Source organism: Actinoplanes sp. NPDC051513, from assembly GCF_044454685.1.
GTDB lineage: Bacteria > Actinomycetota > Actinomycetes > Mycobacteriales > Micromonosporaceae > Actinoplanes.
The window spans coordinates 44,989-64,853 of the sequence record NZ_JBITDW010000016.1 but is presented as its reverse complement, the minus strand read 5'-3'; the positions used below and the strand labels follow the sequence as shown (position 1 = coordinate 64,853).

Genomic DNA, 19,865 nt, shown 5'->3' with positions numbered 1-19,865 from the left:
GAGCGCGAGATGACGACGTTCACGGTGTGGAAATTCGACAGTCCCGACGGCGCGCAGCACGCTTCCGAGCAGCTCAAGGACGCCCAGGCCGAAGGTCTGGTGAAGGTGCTCGACCACGCGGTCGTCACCTGGCCGGTCGGCGCGCAGCAGCCGGAGAAGCTACAACACGGACACGACGGCGTGTGGCGCGGCGCCGGCTGGGGAGCGCTGTGGGGCCTGCTGGCCGGCACGCTGTTCCTGGTCCCGGTGATCGGCGGTGCAGTCGGCGCGGCGATCGGCGCGATCAGCAAGGCCACCGAGGACTCCGGCATCGACAAGAAACAGCTCGAGACCATCCGTACCGAGATCACCGAGGGCACGTCGGCGCTGTTCCTGGTCACCGACGAGGGCAACCTGGACCGGCTGGGCGAGCGCTTCCACGGCATGGGCGAGCACAGCAAGCTCATCCACACCAACCTCACCGCCGGCGAACGAGAGATCCTGCTGCAGACCTTCGGCAGCGGTTCCGCCAATCCGCAGCCCTACTGACGTGCCGCCGGCCGGCGGACCCTCAGCCGCCGGCCGGCGCCGTCTCGCGGTCTTCGGGTGGCTGTGATCAGCCGAACAGCCGTCGCCGCAGGGCGCGTCGCGTGGCGCAATGGGTGACCGCCCAGGGCGGGGAGGGCGTCTTCGTGCTTGCCCTCCCCGCCGGGAGCGGGACATGGCGTCGTCCAGGTCAGACGTCGAGGTCGTTCTCGATGCGCCTGAGCTGGTGCCGGGACATGGCCAGGTTGGCGCGGTCGCGGCGCAGGGCCAGGTACAGGAACAGGCCCTTGCCGGAGCGGCTCGTCAGCGGGCGGATCATGTGGTACTGGGTGTCGAGCGTGATGAGGATGTCCTCGATCTTCTCGGAGATGTTCAGCATCTCCATCGCCCGCAGCTTCGCCCGGACCACGTCGGTGTTGCCGGCCGCCGCGACCGTCAGGTCGAGCTCCTTGCCGCCGCCGACGGTGCCCAGCGCCATGCCGCTCGTGTGGTCCACGAGGGCGACGCCGATCGCGCCGTCGATCTCCATGATTTCCTTGAGTGCGGTGTCCATGTCGGTCATGGATGGGTCCTCCGTATGCGGTGGGATGGCGGTCCGCCACACGGCGGTACCGGTTGGGGCATGCGGCGGATGCCGCGGGATCAACCCGTCGCCTGCCGGCGCCGGGCGTTGTTGGGCAGGGTGGCCATCGGCGTTCGCCGCGCGAGCGGCGCCGCCGGACCGGCCTGCGTGGGTATCTCCGGGCGGTTCTGTTTCGCCTCGATCGCGAGGATCCGCACGAGCCGGCGTACGCATCGGCGCGCCTCGAGATGCACCATGGCGAGGTTGGCGTCGCCCGACGTGACCAGAGTGAGCAGGGCGTTCGGGCCGGCGGTGTACGTGGTGATGTAGCCCCGGTCGCATTCGACCACCGACTCCCGTAGCTCGCCGTGGTTCACCGCGTGGGCGAACCGGCGGGCCAGCGCGAGGTGCGCGGCGGCCAGCGCGGCGAGACCGTCCGGTTCGATGCCGTGCGCGTCGTGCGCGACCACCAGCCCGTCGGTGGTGGCGAGCACGCTGCCGGACAGCTCCGGCACCCGGCTGCGCAGTCGGTCGAGCTCCTGGAGCACCGCCGGATCCACCGTCATCCTCGGTCTCTCTTTTCTCCCCGGAAGGCTTCCCGGAAGGCTTCCCGGATGGCTCGTCGAAAGGCTCGTCGAAGGGTCGGGGGCGCGCGCGTCACCGCAGGGCCCGCAATGCGGTGCGGATGCGTTTCAGCAGGACTTCATCGGTGCCGGGCGGGGCCGGAGGCTGCTCGCCGGCGACCTCCTTCGGCAGTTTCGCCCCGGGTTTGCGGCGGGCCAGGCGGGGCGGGCGATACACCGTCCCGTTGGCGCTGGTCTCCTCGATGAGAGCCGGCGACGGCTGCGGTGATGGACGGGGTGACGGCGGGGGATCCGGGGCGGCCGGGCGCACCCCGCTGACCACCGGCACGGTCGGCGAGTCGTGGGGGCGGATCTGCGGCCGTCGTACGTCCACGGCCGTGCCCCGGGCCCGGGGCAGCCGGACGAACTCGGGCGCCTCCGCCGGGCGTACCTCGGGCAGGTCGAGCAGGCCCAGGGCCGCGAGCCGGCGCAGCTCCTGGATGGTCGCGTAGCCCGCCCGGCCCAGCAGCTGCGCCAGGTCGGCCGGCGTGCGCTGACCGTCGGCGTGCACCAGCAGCTCCCATTGCGGAGCGGTCAGCGTGACCCGTTCCCGCGGCGGCCGGGCGACCGGCGTGACGATCGCGGTGTCCACCCGCGGGTCGGGGAAGATGTCGTCGAGCAGCTTGGTACGCCGGCGTACCTCCCGGGCGACCGCGGCGGGGTCGATGTGCACCACCGGGCCCAGCCAGTGGGTGGCGCCGCCGAGGAACTCGACCGGCGCGTTCGCGGGCGCCAGCGCGAAGTACGCGGCGTCGTACGTCGCGCCGAGCACACACAGCTCCAACTCGCCCTGGGTGAGGTGCCCGTGCTCGACGAGCAGCCGGCCCACCTGGGCGGTCGAGGTGCCCTGGTCGAGCGCGTTCTGCCAGGTGCGCCCGGCCAGCCGGCCCGACGCGGTGAGCAGCTCGCCCACCCCGGGCGCGGCCGGCGACTCGGCGTAGATGACGCGACCCTCGAGGACGTAGACCGCGCCGCCCGGGTGGCCGGCGACCACCAGCACGCCCGTCTGCCGCTCGCCGGCTACCTGCGAGAGCAGGCGCGCGGGCGCGGCGGTCTTCGAGGTGGTCAAGGCGGCTCCTAGTGAAAGACCAGGTCGGCGGCGAGCTTCTGCATGCGGTGGCGGGCCACCGCGAGGTTTCCCTGCGTCCGGTCGAGCCAGACGTAGAGGACCAGCCGGCTGTCGAAGTCGGTCTGCACGATGCGGAGCAGGTGGTAGCCCCCGGCGGTCGTGATGATCAGGTCTTCGAGCAGGTCGTGCGGCAGGGCCGAGACGAACAGCGAGCGGCTGTTCGCGGCCTGGACCACGTCGGCCGTGCCGGCCGCGGCGGCCTCGTGGTCGGAGTTCGGTGCGGCTCCCGTCGTGGCGACCGGGAAGCCGGTGGTGTAGTCGACGATGCTGGCGCCGACCGCGCCGGGTATCGCCATGGCCTCCTGCAGACAGTGATCGACGCCGGGCACCCATATCCCCTTGCGTGGTATTGCCTCCGCGGCGCGCCCCCGATGCCGCGCCGTCACCGTGGGCCATCCTGCGGCGACCCTGCGGCGGCAAGTCGCACCCGCTGTGCGTCCTGGTCGCCGGTGCTCCGGCGCTCGCCGAGATCTGCCCCACACCACGCATCCTCATCGGCATCGAATCGTGCCGTCGCACGCTCGGTGCGCCGAATCGAGCGGGGGACATCCGCCCGAGGCGCGTAACATGATCGTCACTTTTCGATAAGGAGGGGGCCATATGCCGATCAGCTGGGAACAGGTCGTCGTGGACGCCGACGATCCACACCGCCTGGGCCGATGGTGGGCCGAGGCGCTCGGGTACGTGATCGTGCACGAGTCGCCGGACGAGGTGGAGATTCGTCGATCCCCCGACGAGCTGCCCGGCCTGCTGTTCGGAGCGGCGCCCGACCCCAAGACGGTGAAGAACCGCCTGCACATCGACCTGCGCCCCGAAGATCAGGAGGCCGAGGTGGAACGGCTGGTCGACATGGGCGCCCGGCCCGCCGACATCGGTCAGGGCGACGTCCCCTGGGTCGTTCTCGCCGACCCCGAGGGGAACGAGTTCTGCGTGCTCGCGGCGAAGAAGACCGCGACGGGTCAGTAGCGGAAGCGGCTGATCAACGTCTGAATCTCGCCGGCCGCCGAGCTCACCAGCTCGGCGGAGCCGCGCGTCGTGTTCGCGCTCTCGGCCGTCGCCTCCGTCGATCGGGTGATGTTCGAGACCGTCCCACTGATCTCCGCGGCGGCCGAGGACACCTCGCCCACGTTGCGCGACATCAGGTCGGTGGTCGACGACTGCTGCTCCACCGCGGCCGCGATCATCCGCTGGCCGTCGTCGATCTGCTCGATCACCGCGGTGATCGCCGCGATCGCGTCCGCCGTCCCCGACGTCATCTCCTGGATCGCCGAGATCTTCGCGGTGATGTCCGCGGTCGCCTGTGCGGTTTCCTGCGCCAGATCTTTCACCTCGGTCGCGACCACCGCGAAGCCCTTGCCCTGCTCCCCGGCGCGGGCCGCCTCGATCGTCGCGTTCAGCGCCAGCAGGTTCGTCTGCTCGGCGATATTGGTGATCAGCTGCACGATGTCGCCGACCTCCCGGCTCGCCTCGCTCAGTTTCGCCACCGCCCCGGCCGTGCTCGCCGCGTTCCGGTTCGCCTCGCCGGTGGTGACCGACGCCGACGCGGTCTGCCGGGAGATCTCCCGGATAGACGACGCCATCTGCTCGGTCGCGCTCATCATGTCCATCACCGTCGACGACACCTGCTGCGCCGACGCATCCGCGCTGCGCGCCTGCACCGACGTCTGCTCGGCCGACGAATCCAGGTCCCCGGCCAGCGTGCGCAGGTCGACGCTCGCCGCCGACAGCGTGCCGACGCTCGCCGCGGTCGCCGCCACCGTCGCGCGCAGCGAATCCATCGCGCCGTTCAGCGCCCGCGCCATCTCGCCCAGCTCGTCGCGGCGGATCATCGGCACCCGCACGGTCAAGTCGCAGTCGGCGGCCGCCCGCAGGCCCGTCAGCATCTCGCGCAGCGGCCGACGGATCGCCCGCAGCGTCCGCAACCCGGCCAGCAGCGTGATCAACGCGCCCGCCAGGCCGGCCAGCCCGATGATCCAGTTGCTCTTCCGCGCCGACGAGACGCCCCGCTCGCTCGCGGCCTGCACGGCCGCCAGCATGTGGTCGTCCAGGGCGCCGAGCTTCTCCTCGAGCTCCGAGTAGATCGTCAGATAGTCCCCGAGCTGGGACTCCGCGTTGCCATGATCGGTGGTAGCGGTCGTGACCAGCGACTTCGCCGCGTCCGCGTACGCCACCAGGCGCGGCCGCACCGCCGAGTACTCCGCCTCGAGGCTCGCGGGCGCCTCGGCCGCCGCCGCGTCGTACATCTCCAGGATCGTCCCGGCGTGATCGGTGACCTCCGCCACGCCGTACTTCTCGCGCTGGGCGTCCGTGGTCGCGTACATCGCCGACATCACATCCGCGCGCAGCGCGTCGTGCATCATGTCCGCGTTCCACTGGTTGCTCATGCCGTCGCTGACTCGGGCCATGTCCCGGCTCGCATCCGCCTGCACCGACGAGCTGTAGATCGCGAAACCCACGACCAGGCCCACCGACACCAGCCCAGCCGTGATCATGACCAACAGGCGAGCGACGATCGTGATGCCGCGTGACGGCGAATCGGACTCCACGGCTACTAGATCGGCAAGGAGGACGAGCGGCTTAGGCGTTGGCAAGCAGGACGGCCGCCTAGGCTGAGATCATGACGGCGGTCGACGCCCAGCGGTGGGTTCCTGAACCGACCAAGGACAGCGGATACGGACGAACCCCCTACCAACGAGACCGGGCGCGGGTGCTGCACTCCGCCGGCTTCCGCCGGCTGGCATCCAAGACCCAGGTGCACACGGCCGGGTCCGACGACTTCCTGCGTACGCGTCTGACGCATTCCCTCGAGGTCGCCCAGATCTCCCGCGAGATGGGCGCCCGCCTCGGCTGCGACCCCGACGTGGTCGACGTCGCCGGGCTCGCCCACGACCTCGGCCACCCGCCCTTCGGCCACAACGGCGAGGCCGCCCTCGACCAGGCCGCCCAGGCGTGCGGCGGCTTCGAGGGCAACGCGCAGACCCTGCGCGTGCTCACCCGGCTCGAGGCCAAGGTCCCCGGCGCCGGCCTCAACCTCACCCGCGCCTCCCTCGACGCGTGCAGCAAATACCCGTGGCCGCGCAAGCCCGGTTACCGCAAGTTCGGCGTCTATCCCGACGACCGGCCCGTCTTCGACTGGATGCGTGCCGCCGAGCTCGGTGAGCGCCGCTGCCTCGAAGCCCAGGTCATGGACTGGGCCGACGACGTCGCCTACTCGGTGCACGACGTCGAGGACGGCGTGCACGGCGGCTACCTCTCGCTGCGTCCCCTGCTCGCCGACCCCACCGAGCGCGCCGAGCTCTGCGCCGACGTCGCCGCCACCTACTCCGACGAGCCGGCCGACGCGCTCGCGGCCGCCCTCGACCAGCTGCTGGCCGACCCCGCCGTGATCACCGTCGCCGACTACGACGGCACCTTCGGCGCCCAGGTCACCCTCAAACGGATGACCAGCGTCCTCACCGGCCGCTTCGTCGCCTCCGCGGTCGGCGCGACCCAGAGCCGGTACGGTACCGATCCGGTCCGGCGGTACGACGCCGACCTCATCGTGCCGCGCACCGTGCGTAACCAGTGCGCGCTGCTCAAGGGCATGGCGTTGCGCTACGTGATGCGATCGCGGGCCGCGGAGGACTGGTACGAGCAGCAGCGGACGATCCTCGTTGAGCTTGTGGACGCTCTGATGCGTACGCCATCGGGTCTGGACGTGGTCTTCGGGCCTCTCTTCGAGGCCGCCGAGAGTGACGCCGCGGCACTCAGAGTGGTGGTCGACCAGGTCGCGTCGCTCACCGACCATGCCGCCGTGGCATGGCACGGGACCCTGGTGGCGGCGCGGGCATAGCGCGAGGCAGGATGTATGCCGTGGCGGGCAGGGTCAAGGACGAGGACATCGCGCTGGTCCGGGACCGGACGTCGATCGCTGACATCATCAGCGAGTCGGTGACGCTCCGCCCGGCAGGCGGCGGCAACCTGAAGGGGCTGTGCCCCTTCCACGACGAGAAGACCCCGTCGTTCACGGTGGCGCCGGCCCGGAACGTGTACTACTGCCTGGCCGGCGAGACGAGGGTCATCACCGATCAGGGCGTTCGCGAGATCCGGGAGCTGGCCGGGGGGCGCCATCGCGTCATCACGACCCATGGCCGGTTCGTGGAGGCGCCGTTCCTCTCGTTCGGCGAGCAGCCGGTGGTGCATCTCCAGCTGACGCGCAACGGTTTGAAGAAGACGATTCGCACCACGATGAACCATCGATGGTTCATCAGGCGCCGTAGCGGCAGCGTCGAGAAGCGGGTGGAGCGGACCACTGAGCAGCTCCGGCCCGGCGATCGGCTGGCGCACGTCTTTCCGCTTGCCCTCAACAGGCGCGACGGCGGCCACACCCTGACACCGTCACCGTTCGGAATTGCCCGGGGCATCGTCTTCGGCGACGGCACGCTTCTCAATCGGGGCAGCATCGCGCTCTTGTACGGCGGCAAGGACCGGGAACTGCTGAAATGGTTCCCACTGAGCGAAACGTATGTCTCGGACGGCAAGATTGTCGTCACCGATCTCCCGGCGTACTTCAAGACGGACGTTCCGCCGTTGACCGAGTCGCTTTCGTACCTCTACGGCTGGCTAGCCGGTTACTTTGCGGCCGACGGCGATGTCGCCGCCGACGGCTGCATCTCGCTCAACTCGGCGAAGCGTGAGCACCTGGAACACGTACGCGATCTCTGCACCCGCATTGGCGTCGGCACCTTCGGCATCCGCGAGTACGTGCGCACCGGTTTCGAGGGCTACACCGGCCCGATGTACCGGCTCACCCTCATGGGTGAGGGCATTCCGGACGAGTTCTTCCTCATCGAGGCCCATCGCGCCCGCTTCATCTCGGCTCGCAAGAAGTTCGAGCGTCGCGGCTGGGTGGTCGAGGCGATCGAGGACCACGGCGAGGTCGAAGAAGTCTTCTGCCCCGTCGTTGACGGCACGCACGCCTTCGTGCTCGAGGACAACATCCTCACCGGCAACTGCCACGGTTGCGGCCAGGGCGGCGACGCGATCAAGTTCCTGATGGACGCGGAGCATCTCTCGTTCATCGAGTCGGTCGAGCGGCTGGCCTCGCGCTCCGGCATCCAGCTCCGGTACGACACCGACAACTCGCCCAGCGCGCCGCGGCCGCAGACGGGACAGCGGCAGCGGCTGCTCGCGGCGCACGTCGGGGCGTTCGAGTTCTATCGCGACCAGCTTTCGACGCCGGGGGCGCGCAAGGCGCGCGAGTTTCTTGCGCAGCGTGGGTTCGGGCGTGATGCCGCCGAGAGGTACGGGTGTGGGTTCGCGCCCGACTCGTGGGACGCGCTCGCCAAGCACCTGCGGCAGAAGGGCTTCACGGCCGACGAGCTCAACACCGCGGGTCTCACCAAGCCGGCCCGGTCGGGTTCGCTGATCGACCGGTTCCGGCGGCGGCTGATGTGGCCGATCAGGGACCTGTCCGGCGACATCATCGGGTTCGGGGCGCGCAAGCTGTTCGACGACGATGACGGCCCGAAATACCTGAACACGCCCGAGTCGCCGCTCTACAAGAAGTCGCATGTGCTCTACGGCATCGACCAGGCCAAACGTGAGATCGCCAAGCGTGGCCGGGCGGTGATCGTCGAGGGGTACACCGACGTGATGGCCTGTCACGAGGCGGGCGAGCCGACGGCGGTGGCGACCTGCGGCACGTCGTTCGGCATCGACCACATCGGGGTGCTGCGGCGGCTGCTGATGGACAGCGACAGCTTCACCGGCGAGATCATCTACACCTTCGACGGGGACGCCGCCGGGCAGAAGGCGGCGCTGCGGGCGTTCGAGGAAGATCAGCGGTTCGTCGGGCGTACGTTCATCGCGGTGAGTCCGGACAACATGGACCCGTGCGAGCTGCGCCTGGCCAAGGGCGATCTCGCGGTGCGCGACATGATCGCCGGGCGGGAGCCGCTGGTCGACTTCGCGTTGCGGCACACGATTTCGCGCTTCGATCTGGACACGGTCGAGGGGCGCGTCGAGGCGATGCGCAAGGCGGCCCCGCTGGTTGCGAAGATCAAAGACAGGGAGAAACGCCCCGAGTACGCGCGGAAGCTGGCGGCCGACCTGGGGATGGATCTCGAGCCGGTGCAGCGGGCGGTGAACTCGGCCGTGCGCGGTGGTGTTGCTGAGGATCGCCCGGCCGCGAAAGCCGCCGAGTCGCCGCAGCGCCTGGTCGAGCGGGAGTCGCTGAAGCTCGCCCTCCAGGAGCCGGTGCTGGCCGGCCCGATGTTCGACACGGTCGGCCCCGAGGACTACGGCGACGGCGTCTACCAGGCGATCCGCGCCGCGATCTTCTCGGCCGGGGGCGCGTCGTCGGCATCGTCCGGCGGGGTGGTGTGGATCGAGAAGGTGCGCGACTTCTGCGACGATCTGGCCGGCAAGGGCCTGATCTCGGAGCTCGCGGTGGAGCCGCTGCACGTGGACGGCGCGGTCGACCCGCGGTATGTGCAGATCACCCTGGCCCGGCTGCAGGCGGGCTCAGTGACCACCCGGATTCGTGATCTCAAGTCGAAGGTCCAGCGGCTCAACCCGGTGGCCCACAAAGATGAGTACCTGGCGTTGGCCGGGGAGCTCTTTTCGCTGGAACAGCAGGCGCGCGCGTTGCGCGATCAGGCGGCAGGTGGATTGTGAGTTGGTTACGACGGCGGCCGAAGCTGCCGGCTTCGTTGCGGCCCGCGCTCGGCCCGGAGGAGCGGGTGCTGGCGTGGGCTCCGGTTGGTGAGTCGCAGGCGCTCGTTGCCACGAACCGCGGGTTGTGGCTGCCCGACGGTAAGAAGCTGGGCTGGCACGAGATCCACAAGGCGGCGTGGTCGGGGCGGGAGCTGCGGATCACGCCGGCCGAGGTGGCCGAGGAGCGCGACGAGTACGTCGTGCTGATCGACGGCCCGGCGGTGGGTTTCCTGTTGCTGGAGCCTGGTGAGCTGCCCGATCAGGTACGTGCCCGGGTGACGCGGTCGGTGGCGTACACGTCGCATCATCCGCTGAACAGCGGCGGGGTGCGCGTGGTGGGCCGCCGGGTGCCGGGCGAGAACGGCCTTTCGTGGTCGGTGCGCTACGACGCGGGAACCCCGGTGAAGCTGCCGGCGGTGGTCGAGCTGACCGGCGAGCTGGTGTCGGCGGCGCAGGGGGCGACCGCGCCGAGCGACTGAGCCATTATTGTCGTACCCGCGGCCTAGGGTCGTCGGCGTGGACAACGACTCCCTCATTCACGCGCGTGGCCTGGTCAAGCGGTTCGGCGACTTCACCGCCGTCGACGGTATCGACGTCGATGTGCGGCGGGGCGAGGCGTTCGGGTTCCTCGGGCCCAACGGCGCCGGCAAGAGCTCGACCATGCGCATGATCGGGTGTGTGTCGCCGCCCTCGGGCGGGGTGCTGCGCATTCTCGGGCTCGATCCGCAGCGCGACGGGCCGCGGATCCGGGCGCGGCTGGGCGTGTGCCCCCAGCTCGACAATCTGGATATCGAGCTGAACGTCCGCGAGAATCTGACGACGTATGCCCGCTTCTTCGGCATCCCGCGCAAGGTCGCCCGGCGCCGCGCCGCGGAACTGCTGGATTTCGTGCAGCTCAGCGAGCGTGCCGACAGCAAGGTCGAGCCGTTGTCCGGCGGTATGAAACGGCGGCTGACGATCGCCCGCGCCCTGGTGAACGAGCCCGAGATGGTGCTGCTCGACGAGCCGACCACGGGCCTCGACCCGCAGGCGCGGCACCTGGTGTGGGAGCGGTTGTTCCGGCTCAAGCAGCAGGGCGTGACACTGGTGCTGACCACCCATTACATGGACGAGGCCGAGCAGCTGTGCGACCGGCTCGTGGTGATGGACGGCGGCCGGATCGTCGCCGAGGGCTCGCCGCGCGCCCTGATCGAGCAGTACTCGACCCGCGAGGTGGTCGAGTTGCGTTTCGCGGCCGAGTCCCAGCAGCCGTACGCGGAGAAGCTCGCGGGCCTCGGCGAGCGGCTCGAGGTGCTGCCCGACCGGATCCTGCTCTACGTCGGCGACGGCGACGAGGCCGCGGCCAAGGTGCAGCGGCGGTCGCTGATGCCGGCCAGCGTGCTGGTGCGCCGCAGCAGCCTGGAAGACGTGTTCCTGCACCTCACCGGCCGGACGCTGGTGGACTGACATGGCTGAGCCGGCCCAAGACGTGGAACTCCCGCCCCGGGAAGAGCTCCGGGGCGGGAGCCGACATGACCCTCTCGGGTTCGGACACCCAAACCGCCGACTCGGAAGTTTCGCCGCCAAGATGTCCGACCTTAACGGTAACTCAGCCGCAACCTTGGGGACAACGCGATGACGCCCGGCGCTTACGTTCTGGAGTACCACCTGGTCAACTACCGGCGCACTTGGCGATCGAGCGCACTGTCCACACTCGTCATGCCGTTGCTGACGATGCTCGGCTTCGGGGTGGGCGTCGGGGCGTACGTGTCGGGTGGCGTCGACGGAGTGCCCTATCTGGACTGGATCGTGCCCGGGCTGATCGCGTCGACCGCGGTGCAGGCCGCGATCGGGGAGGCGACCTGGCCGGTGCTGAGCTACTTCGAGTGGCTCAAGGTCTACTTCGCGCAGGCCGCGGCGCCGCTGCGGGTGGCCGACATCCTCGGCGGCCATCTTGCGTTCATGCTGTTCCGCATCCTGCTCAGCGCCACGGCCTTCCTCGGCGTGGCGGTGCTGTTCGGGGCGGTGCACTCGTGGTGGGCGCCGCTCACGCTGGTCGTGTCGTTGATGGTGGGCTTCGCGGTGGCCGCGCCGACGATCGCCTACAGCTCCTGGGTCACCAGCGACAGCTATCTGGCCATCCTGCTGCGGTTCGCGGTGTTGCCGATGTCGCTGTTCTCCGGGGTGTTCTTCCCGATCGAGTCGCTGCCGCTGTTGTTGCGCTGGGTGGCGTGGGCGCTGCCGCTGTGGCACGGCGTCGACCTGAGCCGCGACGCGATGCTCGGGCTGGCGCCCGGGTGGCTCGGCCTGTGGCACGTGCTCTACCTGCTTGCCTGGTGCGCGCTGGGCTGGTGGCTGGCCCATTCCCGGTTCCGTCGTCGGTTGGTGGTCTGACATGGTGACCCTGGTTCTGCCCCGCCTGATCAGCTTCGAGGGCACGGGCCGGCGTGCGGCGTCGGTGACCGAGCGGAACATCAGCTGCCTGCGCTCGATGTACTGGGTGGTGATGCTCTCCGGATTCCTCGAGCCGGTGCTCTACCTGTTCTCGATCGGTGTCGGGGTGGGCGGGCTGATCGGCGACCTGCGGCTGCCCGACGGCCGGCTGGTGGGGTACGCGGAATTCGTCGCGCCGGCCATGCTCGCGGCGGCGGCGATGACCGGGGCGCTGTCGGAGACCACGTTCAATTTCTTCGGCAAGATGAAGTTCATGCGCCTCTACGAGGGCATGCTCGCGACCCCGATCCGGCCGATCGAGATCGCCTTGGGCGAGCTGGCGTGGGCGATGGTGCGCGGCGTGCTGTACTCGGCGGCGTTCCTGGTCATCATGGTCGCCCTCGACCTGACCTCGGCGGCCCGCGCGGCCGCGATGCTCCCAGCGACGATCCTGGTCGGCTTCACGTTCGGCGCGCTGGGCATGGCCACCTCGACCATCATCCGAAGCTGGCAAGATTTCGACCTGATCGCGTCGGCCCAGTTCGCCCTGTTCCTGTTCTCCGGCACGTTCGTCCCGCCGACGGCCTATCCCGCGCCCGTCCGCTGGCTGATCGAGGTGACGCCGCTGTACCGCTCGGTCGACCTGACCAGGGCGCTGAGCCTCGGCCCGGTCGGCGCGCTGCAGTTGCTCGACGTCGTCTACCTGCTGGCGATGCTCGCCGTCGGCCTGACCGTGGCCGGTCGCCGCATGAGCAAGATGCTCTGCAAATGACCGGCAGCGCGCTAGGTGTCGTGCTTCTTGAGCTTGCGGGTGTCGCGCAGCTCGAGGAAAGGCTCGTCGCCCGGGTCGTGCCCGGCCGCTATCGCCCGCCCACGTTCCAGCTCCGCGTCGAGCTCGGCGCCCATGAGGATGGCGATGTTCGTGATCCACAGCCACACCAGGAAGGCGATGACGCCGCCCAGCGTGCCGTAGGTCTTCGAGTAGTTCGCGAAGTTCGCCAGGTAGATCGCGAACGCGCCCGACGCGGCCAGCCACAGCACGACCGCGAAGATGCCACCCGGGCTCACCCACCGGAAACCGCCGGTCTTGGCGTTCGGCGAGGCCCAGTAGAGGATCGCGAACATCAAGCTGACCAGCACCACCAGCACCGGCCATTTCGCGACGTTCCACACCGTGACGGCCACGCCGCCGAAGCCGAGCTTCTCGCCGACCACGCGTGCGAGATCGCCGGTGAAGACCACGATGAACGCCGACACGATCAGCATGACGCCGACAACCGCGGTGACCCCGACCCGGATCGGCAGCGTCTTCCAGATCGGCCGCCCCTCCGGAACGTCATAGACCACGTTGGATGCCCGCATGAACGCCGCGACATAGCCCGAGGCCGACCAGAACGCCAGCACAAGACCGATGATCGCCGTGAAGCTGGCCGCACCCGAGTCGTTGACCTGCTTGAGCACGGTGTTCACGAGATCGCGGATCTGCTCGTTGCCGGTCAGCTCGTTGACCGTGTCCTGCACGGTGTCCCGGCCGTTCGAGCTCAGCAGCCCGAGGACCGACACGAGCACCAGCGCCGCCGGAAAGATCGACAGCACGCCGTAGTAGGTCAGCGCCGCCGCCCAGTCCGAGACGTTGTCGTCCGAGAACTGCGCAAAAGTCCGCCTGAGCGCGGCAAGCCATCCCTTGCCCCGCAGTTGCGTCGGCGAGTCGGGCCCCGCCGACGGCGGCACACCGGGGGGTGACGGAACTTTCCCCTCATTCCCCACATTGGTGGTAGTCGCCGCGGCGACGTCGAAATCCTCGGCGCCGCGGGCGCGGGCTTCGGCGGCTTCCTCGGATTCCGGCGCGTCGGCAGTGCGCGCGTCACCGGGGCGGTCATCGTCGGTCCTGCGGCCAAGCTTCATCGCGATCCTCCGGACAGAACGGTGAGGGCCATCCGCACGTCACCCTTCCCCTCACGTGCGAATACGACCAGTAACCGCATTGCCCGCCGGGGGCCGATCCGAACCCAGGATCAACCCCTTTTCGGGTACGAGGCGAGAGTCGTCCCCACCCGCAGCGGCGGTCGCCCCCGCCGCGGCGGCCCGGCTCGCTGCAACGCAAGGCCGTTCGCGGACTTCCGGCCCAGCCGCGCAGCGCCCGCCGGCGCCACACCCATCACCCGATGCCGGGCTTGATCGCGTCATCCGATGCCGGGCTTGATCGCGTCACCCGATGCCGGGCTTGATCGCGTCACCCGATGCCGGGGACTTGATCGCGCTCGTCACCCGCTGCCGAGGTCTTGATCAGGCGCAGCGCGCTGTGCACGCGAACTCGTCGTCGCCGTTCCGCTGCGGTGCGCGTGCCATGCGGTCGTGATGAGTTGCGGTGCGCTGACTCATCGTTGCTGTTGCGCTGCCGTGCACGCGCGACGCGGTCGTGATGAGTTGCGGTGCGCTGCGCGCGCGAATTCTTCAAGATTGTGCCCGCCCGGGGGTGGGTGCGTGCGCGGGTGCGGCGGGTGTGGCTCGTGCGGCGTGGCGCTGCGCCTTGGGGATCGTGTTGGGTTGCTGTGCGCTGTGTGCTGTGTGCGGGGACTTATCAAGATCGCGGGCGGAAGAGCGCTGGAGCGGGGGCCGGCGTTGTAGCGAGACGGGGCGAGGCGGGGCGAGGCGGGGCGAGGCGGGGCGAGGCGGGGCGAGGCGGGGCGAGGCAGGGCGAGGCAGGGCGAGGCAGGGCGAGGCGGGCGGGGCGGGGCGAAGCGGGGCGAGGCGGGGCGGGGCGGGGCGAGGCGAGGCGAGGCGGGTAGGGCGGGTGGGACGGGGTGGTCGATTGTGGTTGGGGGCGGGCTTGGCTGCGTACCGGAGGGGGTTTTGAAAGAGATCAAAAGGTGCGAGCCGTGCCAACTTTTGGCTGGCGAAACAAAAGTTGGAACGGATCTTCTGGAAGGTCTGGACTGTCGAGGCGGAACACGCCTAGTGTGACGGGCACAACATCGCGTGATCGAAGCGGTGTTCGTGCAGGTGTCGCGCCCGGAGGTGGCTGTGTTTCTTGCTGACGCCCCGCACTTGCGGGTTCTGCGGCTGCTTCGGGACGAGGGGCCGGTGTCCCGGGCCGAGTTGGGGGACAGGCTCGAGCTGACCCGGCCCCGCTTGCTCGCCGAGGTGGAAAGGCTCGTTGCCGCGGGCCTCATCGCCGAGGCCGGAATGGCCGCCTCGCGGGGTGGCCGGCGGTCGACGCTCGTCGAGATTCATCCGCGGTTGCGGTTCGCGGCGGTCGACCTCGGGGCCAGCTCGATCGACATCGAGGTGACCAACGGGCGGCTCGAGCCGGTGGCGGCCTATCGCGAGCCGGCCGACATCCGCTCGGGGCCCAAGGTGATCCTCCAGCGGGTCAGCGAGCTGCTCGCCAAGGCGCGCACCGACGGCGCCTACGAGCGGCTCGACGGGGTGGGCATCGGGGTGCCGGGGCCGGTCAGCTTCCGCGACGGGGTGCCGGTCTCGCCGCCGATCATGCCGGGCTGGGATCGGTATCCGGTGCGTGAGGTGCTCGCCCGCGAGCATGGCTGCCCGGCCGTGGTCGACAACGACGTCAACATCATGGCGATCGGCGAGCGCCACGGCGGGGTCGCGCATTCGGTCGACGACTTCCTCTTCGTGAAAATAGGAACCGGGATCGGCTGCGGGATCCACCTGGCCGGCACGGTCTATCGCGGGGTGGACGGGTGCGCCGGCGACATCGGGCACATCCAGGTCGACGCCAACGGGCCGGTCTGCTCGTGCGGCAACACCGGCTGCCTCGAAGCGCTGTTCAGCGGCGCGGCGCTGGCCCGTGACGCGCTGGCGGCGGCGAGGGCGGGCGATTCCCCGGCGCTGGCCGAGCGGCTGGCGGCGAGCGACCGCGGCGAGCTCAGCGCCAAAGATGTCGCCGACGGGGCCGCCGAGGGCGACGTCACCTGCATCCGGCTTATCCGGGAGGGAGGCAGGCGGGTCGGCGGTGTGCTGGCCACGCTGGTCTCGTTCGCCAATCCGTCGATGATCGTGATCGGGGGTGGGTTGGCCCAGCTCGGGCATGTGCTACTAGCCGAGATCAGGAGCGTGGTCTACCGGCGGTCGCTGCCGCTCGCCACCGGAAACCTGCCGGTGGTGCTCTCCGAGCTGGAGGGGCGGGCCGGAGTGACCGGGGCCGCGGTGCTCGCCAGCGACATGGCCTTCGAGCAGGCGTCATGAGCGCCCCGGAGGACGGCGCGATGGGCTCCCCGGAGGGCGGCGCCATGGGCTCCCCGGAGGGCGGCGCCCTGAGCTTCCCGGAGGGCGGCGCCACGAACGGGGTCGTCCTGCAGCTCACCGATGTGGTGAAGACGTTCCCCGGTGTGCGGGCACTCGACGGGGTTCAGCTCGAGGTGCGCGCCGGCGAGGTGCACTGTCTGCTCGGGCAGAACGGCGCCGGCAAGTCCACGCTGATCAAGGTGCTGGCGGGCGTGCACCACGCCGACGGCGGCGAGATCACCTGGCTCGGTGAGCCGTTCGCGCCGGCCACGCCGCAGGCCGCGATGCGGGCCGGGATAGCCACCATCTACCAGGAGCTCGACCTGGTCGACGACCTCTCGGTGGCGGAAAACGCGTTCCTCGGCCACGAGGAGGCCCGGTTCGGTTTCACCCGGCGCCGGGGCGCGGCGGTCAAGACGCGGGCGATCCTGGCTCGTCTCGGGCATGCCGAGATCTCGCCGCGCCAGCTGGTGCGCAAGCTGCCCGCGGCCGGCAAGCAGATCGTCAGCATGGCCCGTGCCCTCTCGCACGACGCCAAGCTGATCGTCATGGACGAGCCCAGCGCCGTACTTGCTCATGACGAGGTGGCGAACCTGTTCCGGATCATCCGGGAGCTGACGGCGCAGGGGATCGCAGTCATCTACATCTCGCACCGCCTGGCCGAGATCCGTGAGATCGGCGACCGGGTGACGGTCCTGAAGGACGGCCGTACGACGGCATCCAACCTGCCGGCGAAGTCGACCCCCACGCGGGAGCTGGTCGGGAAGATGACCGGCCGAAGCATCGAGTACGTCTTTCCCCCGAGACCGCCACGACAGGAGAAGCCACCCCTTCTCACCGTGGAAGGGCTCACCAGGCACGGCGAGTTCGTCGACGCGAGCCTCACGGTCGCGCCCGGCGAGATCGTGGGAATCGCCGGCCTGGTCGGGTCGGGCCGCTCCGAACTGCTCGAAACGATCTTCGGGGCACGGAAGCCGGACGCCGGCACGATCACCATGGACGGCTCTCGCATCACCAGCGTGGGCCGGGCGGTCCACAAGGGCATCGGCATGGCCCCCGAGGAGCGCAAGAGCCAGGCGCTGCTGCTCGACGAGCCGGTCTACAAGAACATGACGCTTTCCTCGTTCTCCGGGTTCGCGCGGGCCGGGTTCACCGCGGTCCGCGACGAGCGCGCCGCCGCCCTCAAGACCGCCGACCTGCTGGAGCTGCGCCCGCGCGACGTGGACCGGCCGGCCCGCACGCTGTCGGGCGGCAACCAGCAGAAGGTCGTGGTCGGGCGCTGGCTGCTCGACAAGACCCGGCTGCTGCTGCTCGACGAGCCGACCCGGGGGGTGGATGTGGGCGCCCGCGCCGAGCTGTACCAGGTGATCCGGGGGCTGGCCGCGGACGGGGTGGGCGTGCTGCTGGTCTCCAGCGAGGTGCCCGAGGTGCTGGGCCTCGCCGACCGGGTGCTGGTGATGCGGGAAGGCCGCATCATCCACGAGGCCCCGGCCGAGGAGTTGGAAGAAGACACCGTGCTCGACCTCGTCATGGCGGGGTCGCTCTTGGAGGGAGAGCCTGCATGATCACCGAGACTGCTCCCCCGGAGCTACGGGAAAACCGGGCCCGCAAGAGGCTCGACGACAACACGATCCGCAACCTGGGCCTGGTCGGAGTGCTGATCATCCTGGTGATCATCGGGATCGTCACCAAGCCCGACCTGTACTCCGACCCGACCTGGGTGCGCAACAATTTCCTGACGATCCTCCAGCAGGCCTCGGCGATCGGCGTGGTCACGGTCGGCATGACCTTCGTGATCATCGGGGGTGGCATCGACCTCTCGGTCGGCGCGATCATCGCGCTCGCCGGGGTGTGGTGCACGACGCTGGCGACGCAGAGCTACGGCGCGACCGGCATGATCTTCACGGCCCTGGTCGTGGGCATCGCGGTCGGGCTGGTCAACGGCGTGCTCATCTCGTACGGCCGATTGGTGCCGTTCATCGCCACGCTCGCCATGCTGGTGTCGGCGCGCGGCCTGGCGGCCCAGATCTCGGGGAAGCAGACCCAGGTCTCGGCTAACGACACCATCAACAGCATCGCGACGACCAAGCTCCTCGGCATACCCCTGCTTGTCTGGATCTTGGCCGTTGTCGTCGCCGCCGGGTGGGTCCTGCTGAATCGCACGACGTTCGGCCGGCGCACGGTCGCGGTCGGCGGGAACCCGGAGGCGGCCCGGCTGGCCGGCATCAACGTCAAGCGCCACACCGTGCTGCTCTACGCGTTGTCCGGCCTGTGCTGCGGCATTGCCGCGATCATGCTGACCTCGCAGGCGACCAGCGCGCAGGCCGCCATGGCCAACCTGTACGAACTCGACGCGATCGCCGCGGCGATCATCGGCGGCACGTTGCTCAGCGGCGGCCGCGGCACCATCATCGGCGCCCTTTTCGGGGTGCTTGTCTTCTCCACCATCACCAACCTTTTCGCGATCAACAACCTCTCCACCGAGGTTCAGAACATGGTGAAGGGCGGCATCATCGTCGCCGCGGTGTTGATCCAGCAGTTCCGCTATCGCTCTCTCACGCAACTCCTCAAGCGCTGATCTCTCGCCCGGATGAAGCACTACCGGGTACCCCCTTGGGAGGAATCATGTCCGCTTTGTCCCGTAGGCGCGTTCTGTTCGGCGGCGCAGCCGTCGGCGCCGGCGCGCTTCTGACCGCCTGCACGAGCAACGACCCCGGCACCGACGCGCAGGTGAATACCAACTCCAGCGGCGACGCCAACGCCGCGCCCGGCCAGAAGGTCGTGATCGGATTCTCCGCCCCGGCCGCCGACCACGGCTGGATCGCGGCGATCACCAGCAACGCGAAGGCCCAGGCCGCCGCGTACACCGACGTGGAGCTCAAGACCGTCGAGGCCGGCGCCGACGCCGCCGCCCAGCGTGCCGCGCTGGCCACGCTGATCGCGCAGAAGCCCAACGTGATCGTGATGCTTCCGCACGACGGCAAGGAGCTGAACGCGACCGGCCTGGAGGCGATGCGGGCCGGCATCCCGGTGGTCAACCTCGACCGCGCGTTCCCCTCCGCGGCGGCGTACCGCCTGCAGATCAAGGGCGACAACTACGGCATGGGCCTGGCCGCCGGGCAGTACATCGGCGACCAGCTCAAGGCCAAGGGCGTGGCCAGCCCGATCATCGGGGAGATTCCCGGCATCGACTCGCTCGAGCTGACCCAGGAGCGTACGGCGGGCTTCAACGCCGCCCTCGCCGTGTACGGCTTCAAGGTTGCCAACCGCCGGCCCGCGGAGTTCACGGCCGACTCGGGCCAGGCGGCCGCGACGTCGCTGCTGCAGGCGCTGCCCAAGATGGACGCGCTGTGGAACCACGACGACGACCAGGGCATCGGAGTGCTCGCCGCGATCAAGCAGGCGAACCGCAGCGAGTTCTTCATGGTCGGCGGCGCGGGCTCGAAGTCGGCGATCGACTCGATCGCCAAGGACGACCTGGTGCTCAAGGCGACGGTCACCTACAGCCCGTCGATGGCGTCCTCGGCGATCACCCTGGCCCGCCTGATCGGGCAGGGCAAGGGGATGAGCGACCTGGTAGAGCTGCAGGTCCCCAAGGAGATCACCCTCGCGTCCGAGACGATCACCAAGGAAAACGCTTCGAAGTACGCGAAGCTGGGCTTTTAAGGGG

General features: G+C 69.7%; 18 protein-coding genes and 2 pseudogenes. 14 read left to right on the top strand and 6 right to left on the bottom strand.

Translation table 11 applies throughout. The features are described 5' to 3' along the window. Positions 1-9 precede the first annotated feature (9 nt). On the top strand, positions 10-528 hold the full coding sequence (locus tag ACIA5D_RS35740; protein WP_396034835.1) for a DUF1269 domain-containing protein: 519 nt from the start codon (positions 10-12) through the stop codon (positions 526-528). Positions 529-715: 187 nt separating this feature from the next. On the opposite strand, the gene ACIA5D_RS35735 is transcribed toward ACIA5D_RS35740, so the two are convergent. The 4 genes from ACIA5D_RS35735 to ACIA5D_RS35720 form a co-directional block, all read right to left on the bottom strand. Next, a complete protein-coding gene (locus ACIA5D_RS35735; RefSeq protein WP_396034834.1) occupies positions 716-1,087 on the bottom strand; it encodes a hypothetical protein in 372 nt (123 codons plus the stop codon). 80 nt (positions 1,088-1,167) lie between these two features. Continuing rightward, positions 1,168-1,653 (bottom strand): roadblock/LC7 domain-containing protein, encoded by a 486-nt coding sequence (locus tag ACIA5D_RS35730; RefSeq protein WP_396034833.1) that lies wholly within the window; start codon positions 1,651-1,653, stop codon positions 1,168-1,170. A 91-nt stretch (positions 1,654-1,744) separates the two neighbouring features. Then, the gene (locus tag ACIA5D_RS35725; RefSeq protein ID WP_396034832.1) at positions 1,745-2,779 is read right to left on the bottom strand and encodes a DUF4388 domain-containing protein; all 1,035 of its coding nucleotides are present in this window, start codon (positions 2,777-2,779) and stop codon (positions 1,745-1,747) included. An 8-nt stretch (positions 2,780-2,787) separates the two neighbouring features. Beyond that, the gene (locus tag ACIA5D_RS35720) at positions 2,788-3,168 is read right to left on the bottom strand and encodes a hypothetical protein (protein ID WP_396034831.1); all 381 of its coding nucleotides are present in this window, start codon (positions 3,166-3,168) and stop codon (positions 2,788-2,790) included. Between the two features lie 271 nt (positions 3,169-3,439). On the opposite strand from ACIA5D_RS35720, the gene ACIA5D_RS35715 reads away from it, so the two are divergent. After that, complete coding sequence (locus tag ACIA5D_RS35715; RefSeq protein WP_396034829.1) at positions 3,440-3,805, top strand: VOC family protein; 366 nt, start codon at positions 3,440-3,442, stop codon at positions 3,803-3,805. Here ACIA5D_RS35715 and ACIA5D_RS35710 read toward each other — a convergent pair. Further along, positions 3,799-5,331: a methyl-accepting chemotaxis protein gene (locus tag ACIA5D_RS35710; protein WP_396034828.1), complete on the bottom strand. Its 1,533-nt coding sequence runs from the start codon at positions 5,329-5,331 to the stop codon at positions 3,799-3,801. The two genes, ACIA5D_RS35715 and ACIA5D_RS35710, sit on opposite strands and share 7 nt — an antisense overlap. 125 nt (positions 5,332-5,456) lie before the next feature. On the opposite strand from ACIA5D_RS35710, the gene ACIA5D_RS35705 reads away from it, so the two are divergent. From ACIA5D_RS35705 to ACIA5D_RS35670, 8 genes and pseudogenes are all read left to right on the top strand, one after another. Beyond that, a complete protein-coding gene (locus ACIA5D_RS35705; RefSeq protein ID WP_396034827.1) occupies positions 5,457-6,671 on the top strand; it encodes a deoxyguanosinetriphosphate triphosphohydrolase in 1,215 nt (404 codons plus the stop codon). 11 nt (positions 6,672-6,682) lie between these two features. Then, a pseudogene (locus ACIA5D_RS35700) lies at positions 6,683-6,877 on the top strand (CHC2 zinc finger domain-containing protein); the annotation flags it as partial. Between the two features lie 189 nt (positions 6,878-7,066). Further along, a pseudogene (locus ACIA5D_RS35695) lies at positions 7,067-7,552 on the top strand (hypothetical protein); the annotation flags it as partial. 63 nt (positions 7,553-7,615) lie between these two features. Next, a complete protein-coding gene (gene dnaG, locus ACIA5D_RS35690) occupies positions 7,616-9,496 on the top strand; it encodes a DNA primase (RefSeq protein WP_396034959.1) in 1,881 nt (626 codons plus the stop codon). Then, the gene (locus ACIA5D_RS35685) at positions 9,493-10,014 is read left to right on the top strand and encodes a hypothetical protein (RefSeq protein WP_396034826.1); all 522 of its coding nucleotides are present in this window, start codon (positions 9,493-9,495) and stop codon (positions 10,012-10,014) included. Before dnaG ends, ACIA5D_RS35685 begins: the two co-directional genes overlap by 4 nt. A gap of 37 nt (positions 10,015-10,051) precedes the next feature. Next, complete coding sequence (locus ACIA5D_RS35680; RefSeq protein WP_396034825.1) at positions 10,052-10,981, top strand: ABC transporter ATP-binding protein; 930 nt, start codon at positions 10,052-10,054, stop codon at positions 10,979-10,981. Positions 10,982-11,149: 168 nt separating this feature from the next. Continuing rightward, on the top strand, positions 11,150-11,908 hold the full coding sequence (locus ACIA5D_RS35675; RefSeq protein ID WP_396034824.1) for an ABC transporter permease: 759 nt from the start codon (positions 11,150-11,152) through the stop codon (positions 11,906-11,908). A gap of 1 nt (position 11,909) precedes the next feature. Next, on the top strand, positions 11,910-12,719 hold the full coding sequence (locus ACIA5D_RS35670) for an ABC transporter permease (RefSeq protein WP_396034823.1): 810 nt from the start codon (positions 11,910-11,912) through the stop codon (positions 12,717-12,719). Between the two features lie 11 nt (positions 12,720-12,730). Here ACIA5D_RS35670 and ACIA5D_RS35665 read toward each other — a convergent pair whose 3' ends face one another. Then, entirely contained in the window at positions 12,731-13,852 is a 1,122-nt protein-coding gene (locus ACIA5D_RS35665) for a YihY/virulence factor BrkB family protein (protein ID WP_396034822.1), read from the bottom strand. 1,113 nt (positions 13,853-14,965) lie between these two features. On the opposite strand from ACIA5D_RS35665, the gene ACIA5D_RS35660 reads away from it, so the two are divergent. The 4 genes from ACIA5D_RS35660 to ACIA5D_RS35645 are packed head-to-tail and all read left to right on the top strand — an operon-like array spanning position 14,966 to position 19,861. After that, the gene (locus tag ACIA5D_RS35660) at positions 14,966-16,156 is read left to right on the top strand and encodes an ROK family protein (RefSeq protein WP_396034958.1); all 1,191 of its coding nucleotides are present in this window, start codon (positions 14,966-14,968) and stop codon (positions 16,154-16,156) included. Between the two features lie 44 nt (positions 16,157-16,200). Beyond that, entirely contained in the window at positions 16,201-17,760 is a 1,560-nt protein-coding gene (locus ACIA5D_RS35655) for a sugar ABC transporter ATP-binding protein (protein WP_396034957.1), read from the top strand. Further along, positions 17,757-18,773 carry an ABC transporter permease gene (locus ACIA5D_RS35650; protein WP_396034820.1) on the top strand — a complete coding sequence of 339 codons (1,017 nt, stop codon included), beginning with the start codon at positions 17,757-17,759 and terminating at the stop codon, positions 18,771-18,773. Before ACIA5D_RS35655 ends, ACIA5D_RS35650 begins: the two co-directional genes overlap by 4 nt. A 47-nt stretch (positions 18,774-18,820) precedes the next feature. Then, the gene (locus tag ACIA5D_RS35645) at positions 18,821-19,861 is read left to right on the top strand and encodes a substrate-binding domain-containing protein (RefSeq protein WP_396034819.1); all 1,041 of its coding nucleotides are present in this window, start codon (positions 18,821-18,823) and stop codon (positions 19,859-19,861) included. Positions 19,862-19,865 lie beyond the last annotated feature (4 nt).

What these genes read in the sequence shown, in the direction of transcription:
- ACIA5D_RS35740 (WP_396034835.1), top strand. Translation starts at nt 10, where the DNA reads ATGACGACGTTCACGGTGTGGAAATTCGACAGTCCCGACGGCGCGCAG.
- ACIA5D_RS35735 (WP_396034834.1), bottom strand. Translation starts at nt 1,087, where the DNA reads ATGACCGACATGGACACCGCACTCAAGGAAATCATGGAGATCGACGGC.
- ACIA5D_RS35730 (WP_396034833.1), bottom strand. Translation starts at nt 1,653, where the DNA reads ATGACGGTGGATCCGGCGGTGCTCCAGGAGCTCGACCGACTGCGCAGC.
- ACIA5D_RS35715 (WP_396034829.1), top strand. Translation starts at nt 3,440, where the DNA reads ATGCCGATCAGCTGGGAACAGGTCGTCGTGGACGCCGACGATCCACAC.
- ACIA5D_RS35710 (WP_396034828.1), bottom strand. Translation starts at nt 5,331, where the DNA reads ATGATCACGGCTGGGCTGGTGTCGGTGGGCCTGGTCGTGGGTTTCGCG.
- ACIA5D_RS35705 (WP_396034827.1), top strand. Translation starts at nt 5,457, where the DNA reads ATGACGGCGGTCGACGCCCAGCGGTGGGTTCCTGAACCGACCAAGGAC.
- dnaG (WP_396034959.1), top strand. Translation starts at nt 7,616, where the DNA reads ATGTACCGGCTCACCCTCATGGGTGAGGGCATTCCGGACGAGTTCTTC.
- ACIA5D_RS35675 (WP_396034824.1), top strand. Translation starts at nt 11,150, where the DNA reads ATGACGCCCGGCGCTTACGTTCTGGAGTACCACCTGGTCAACTACCGG.
- ACIA5D_RS35670 (WP_396034823.1), top strand. Translation starts at nt 11,910, where the DNA reads ATGGTGACCCTGGTTCTGCCCCGCCTGATCAGCTTCGAGGGCACGGGC.
- ACIA5D_RS35665 (WP_396034822.1), bottom strand. Translation starts at nt 13,852, where the DNA reads ATGAAGCTTGGCCGCAGGACCGACGATGACCGCCCCGGTGACGCGCGC.
- ACIA5D_RS35655 (WP_396034957.1), top strand. Translation starts at nt 16,201, where the DNA reads ATGGGCTCCCCGGAGGGCGGCGCCCTGAGCTTCCCGGAGGGCGGCGCC.
- ACIA5D_RS35650 (WP_396034820.1), top strand. Translation starts at nt 17,757, where the DNA reads ATGATCACCGAGACTGCTCCCCCGGAGCTACGGGAAAACCGGGCCCGC.
- ACIA5D_RS35645 (WP_396034819.1), top strand. Translation starts at nt 18,821, where the DNA reads ATGTCCGCTTTGTCCCGTAGGCGCGTTCTGTTCGGCGGCGCAGCCGTC.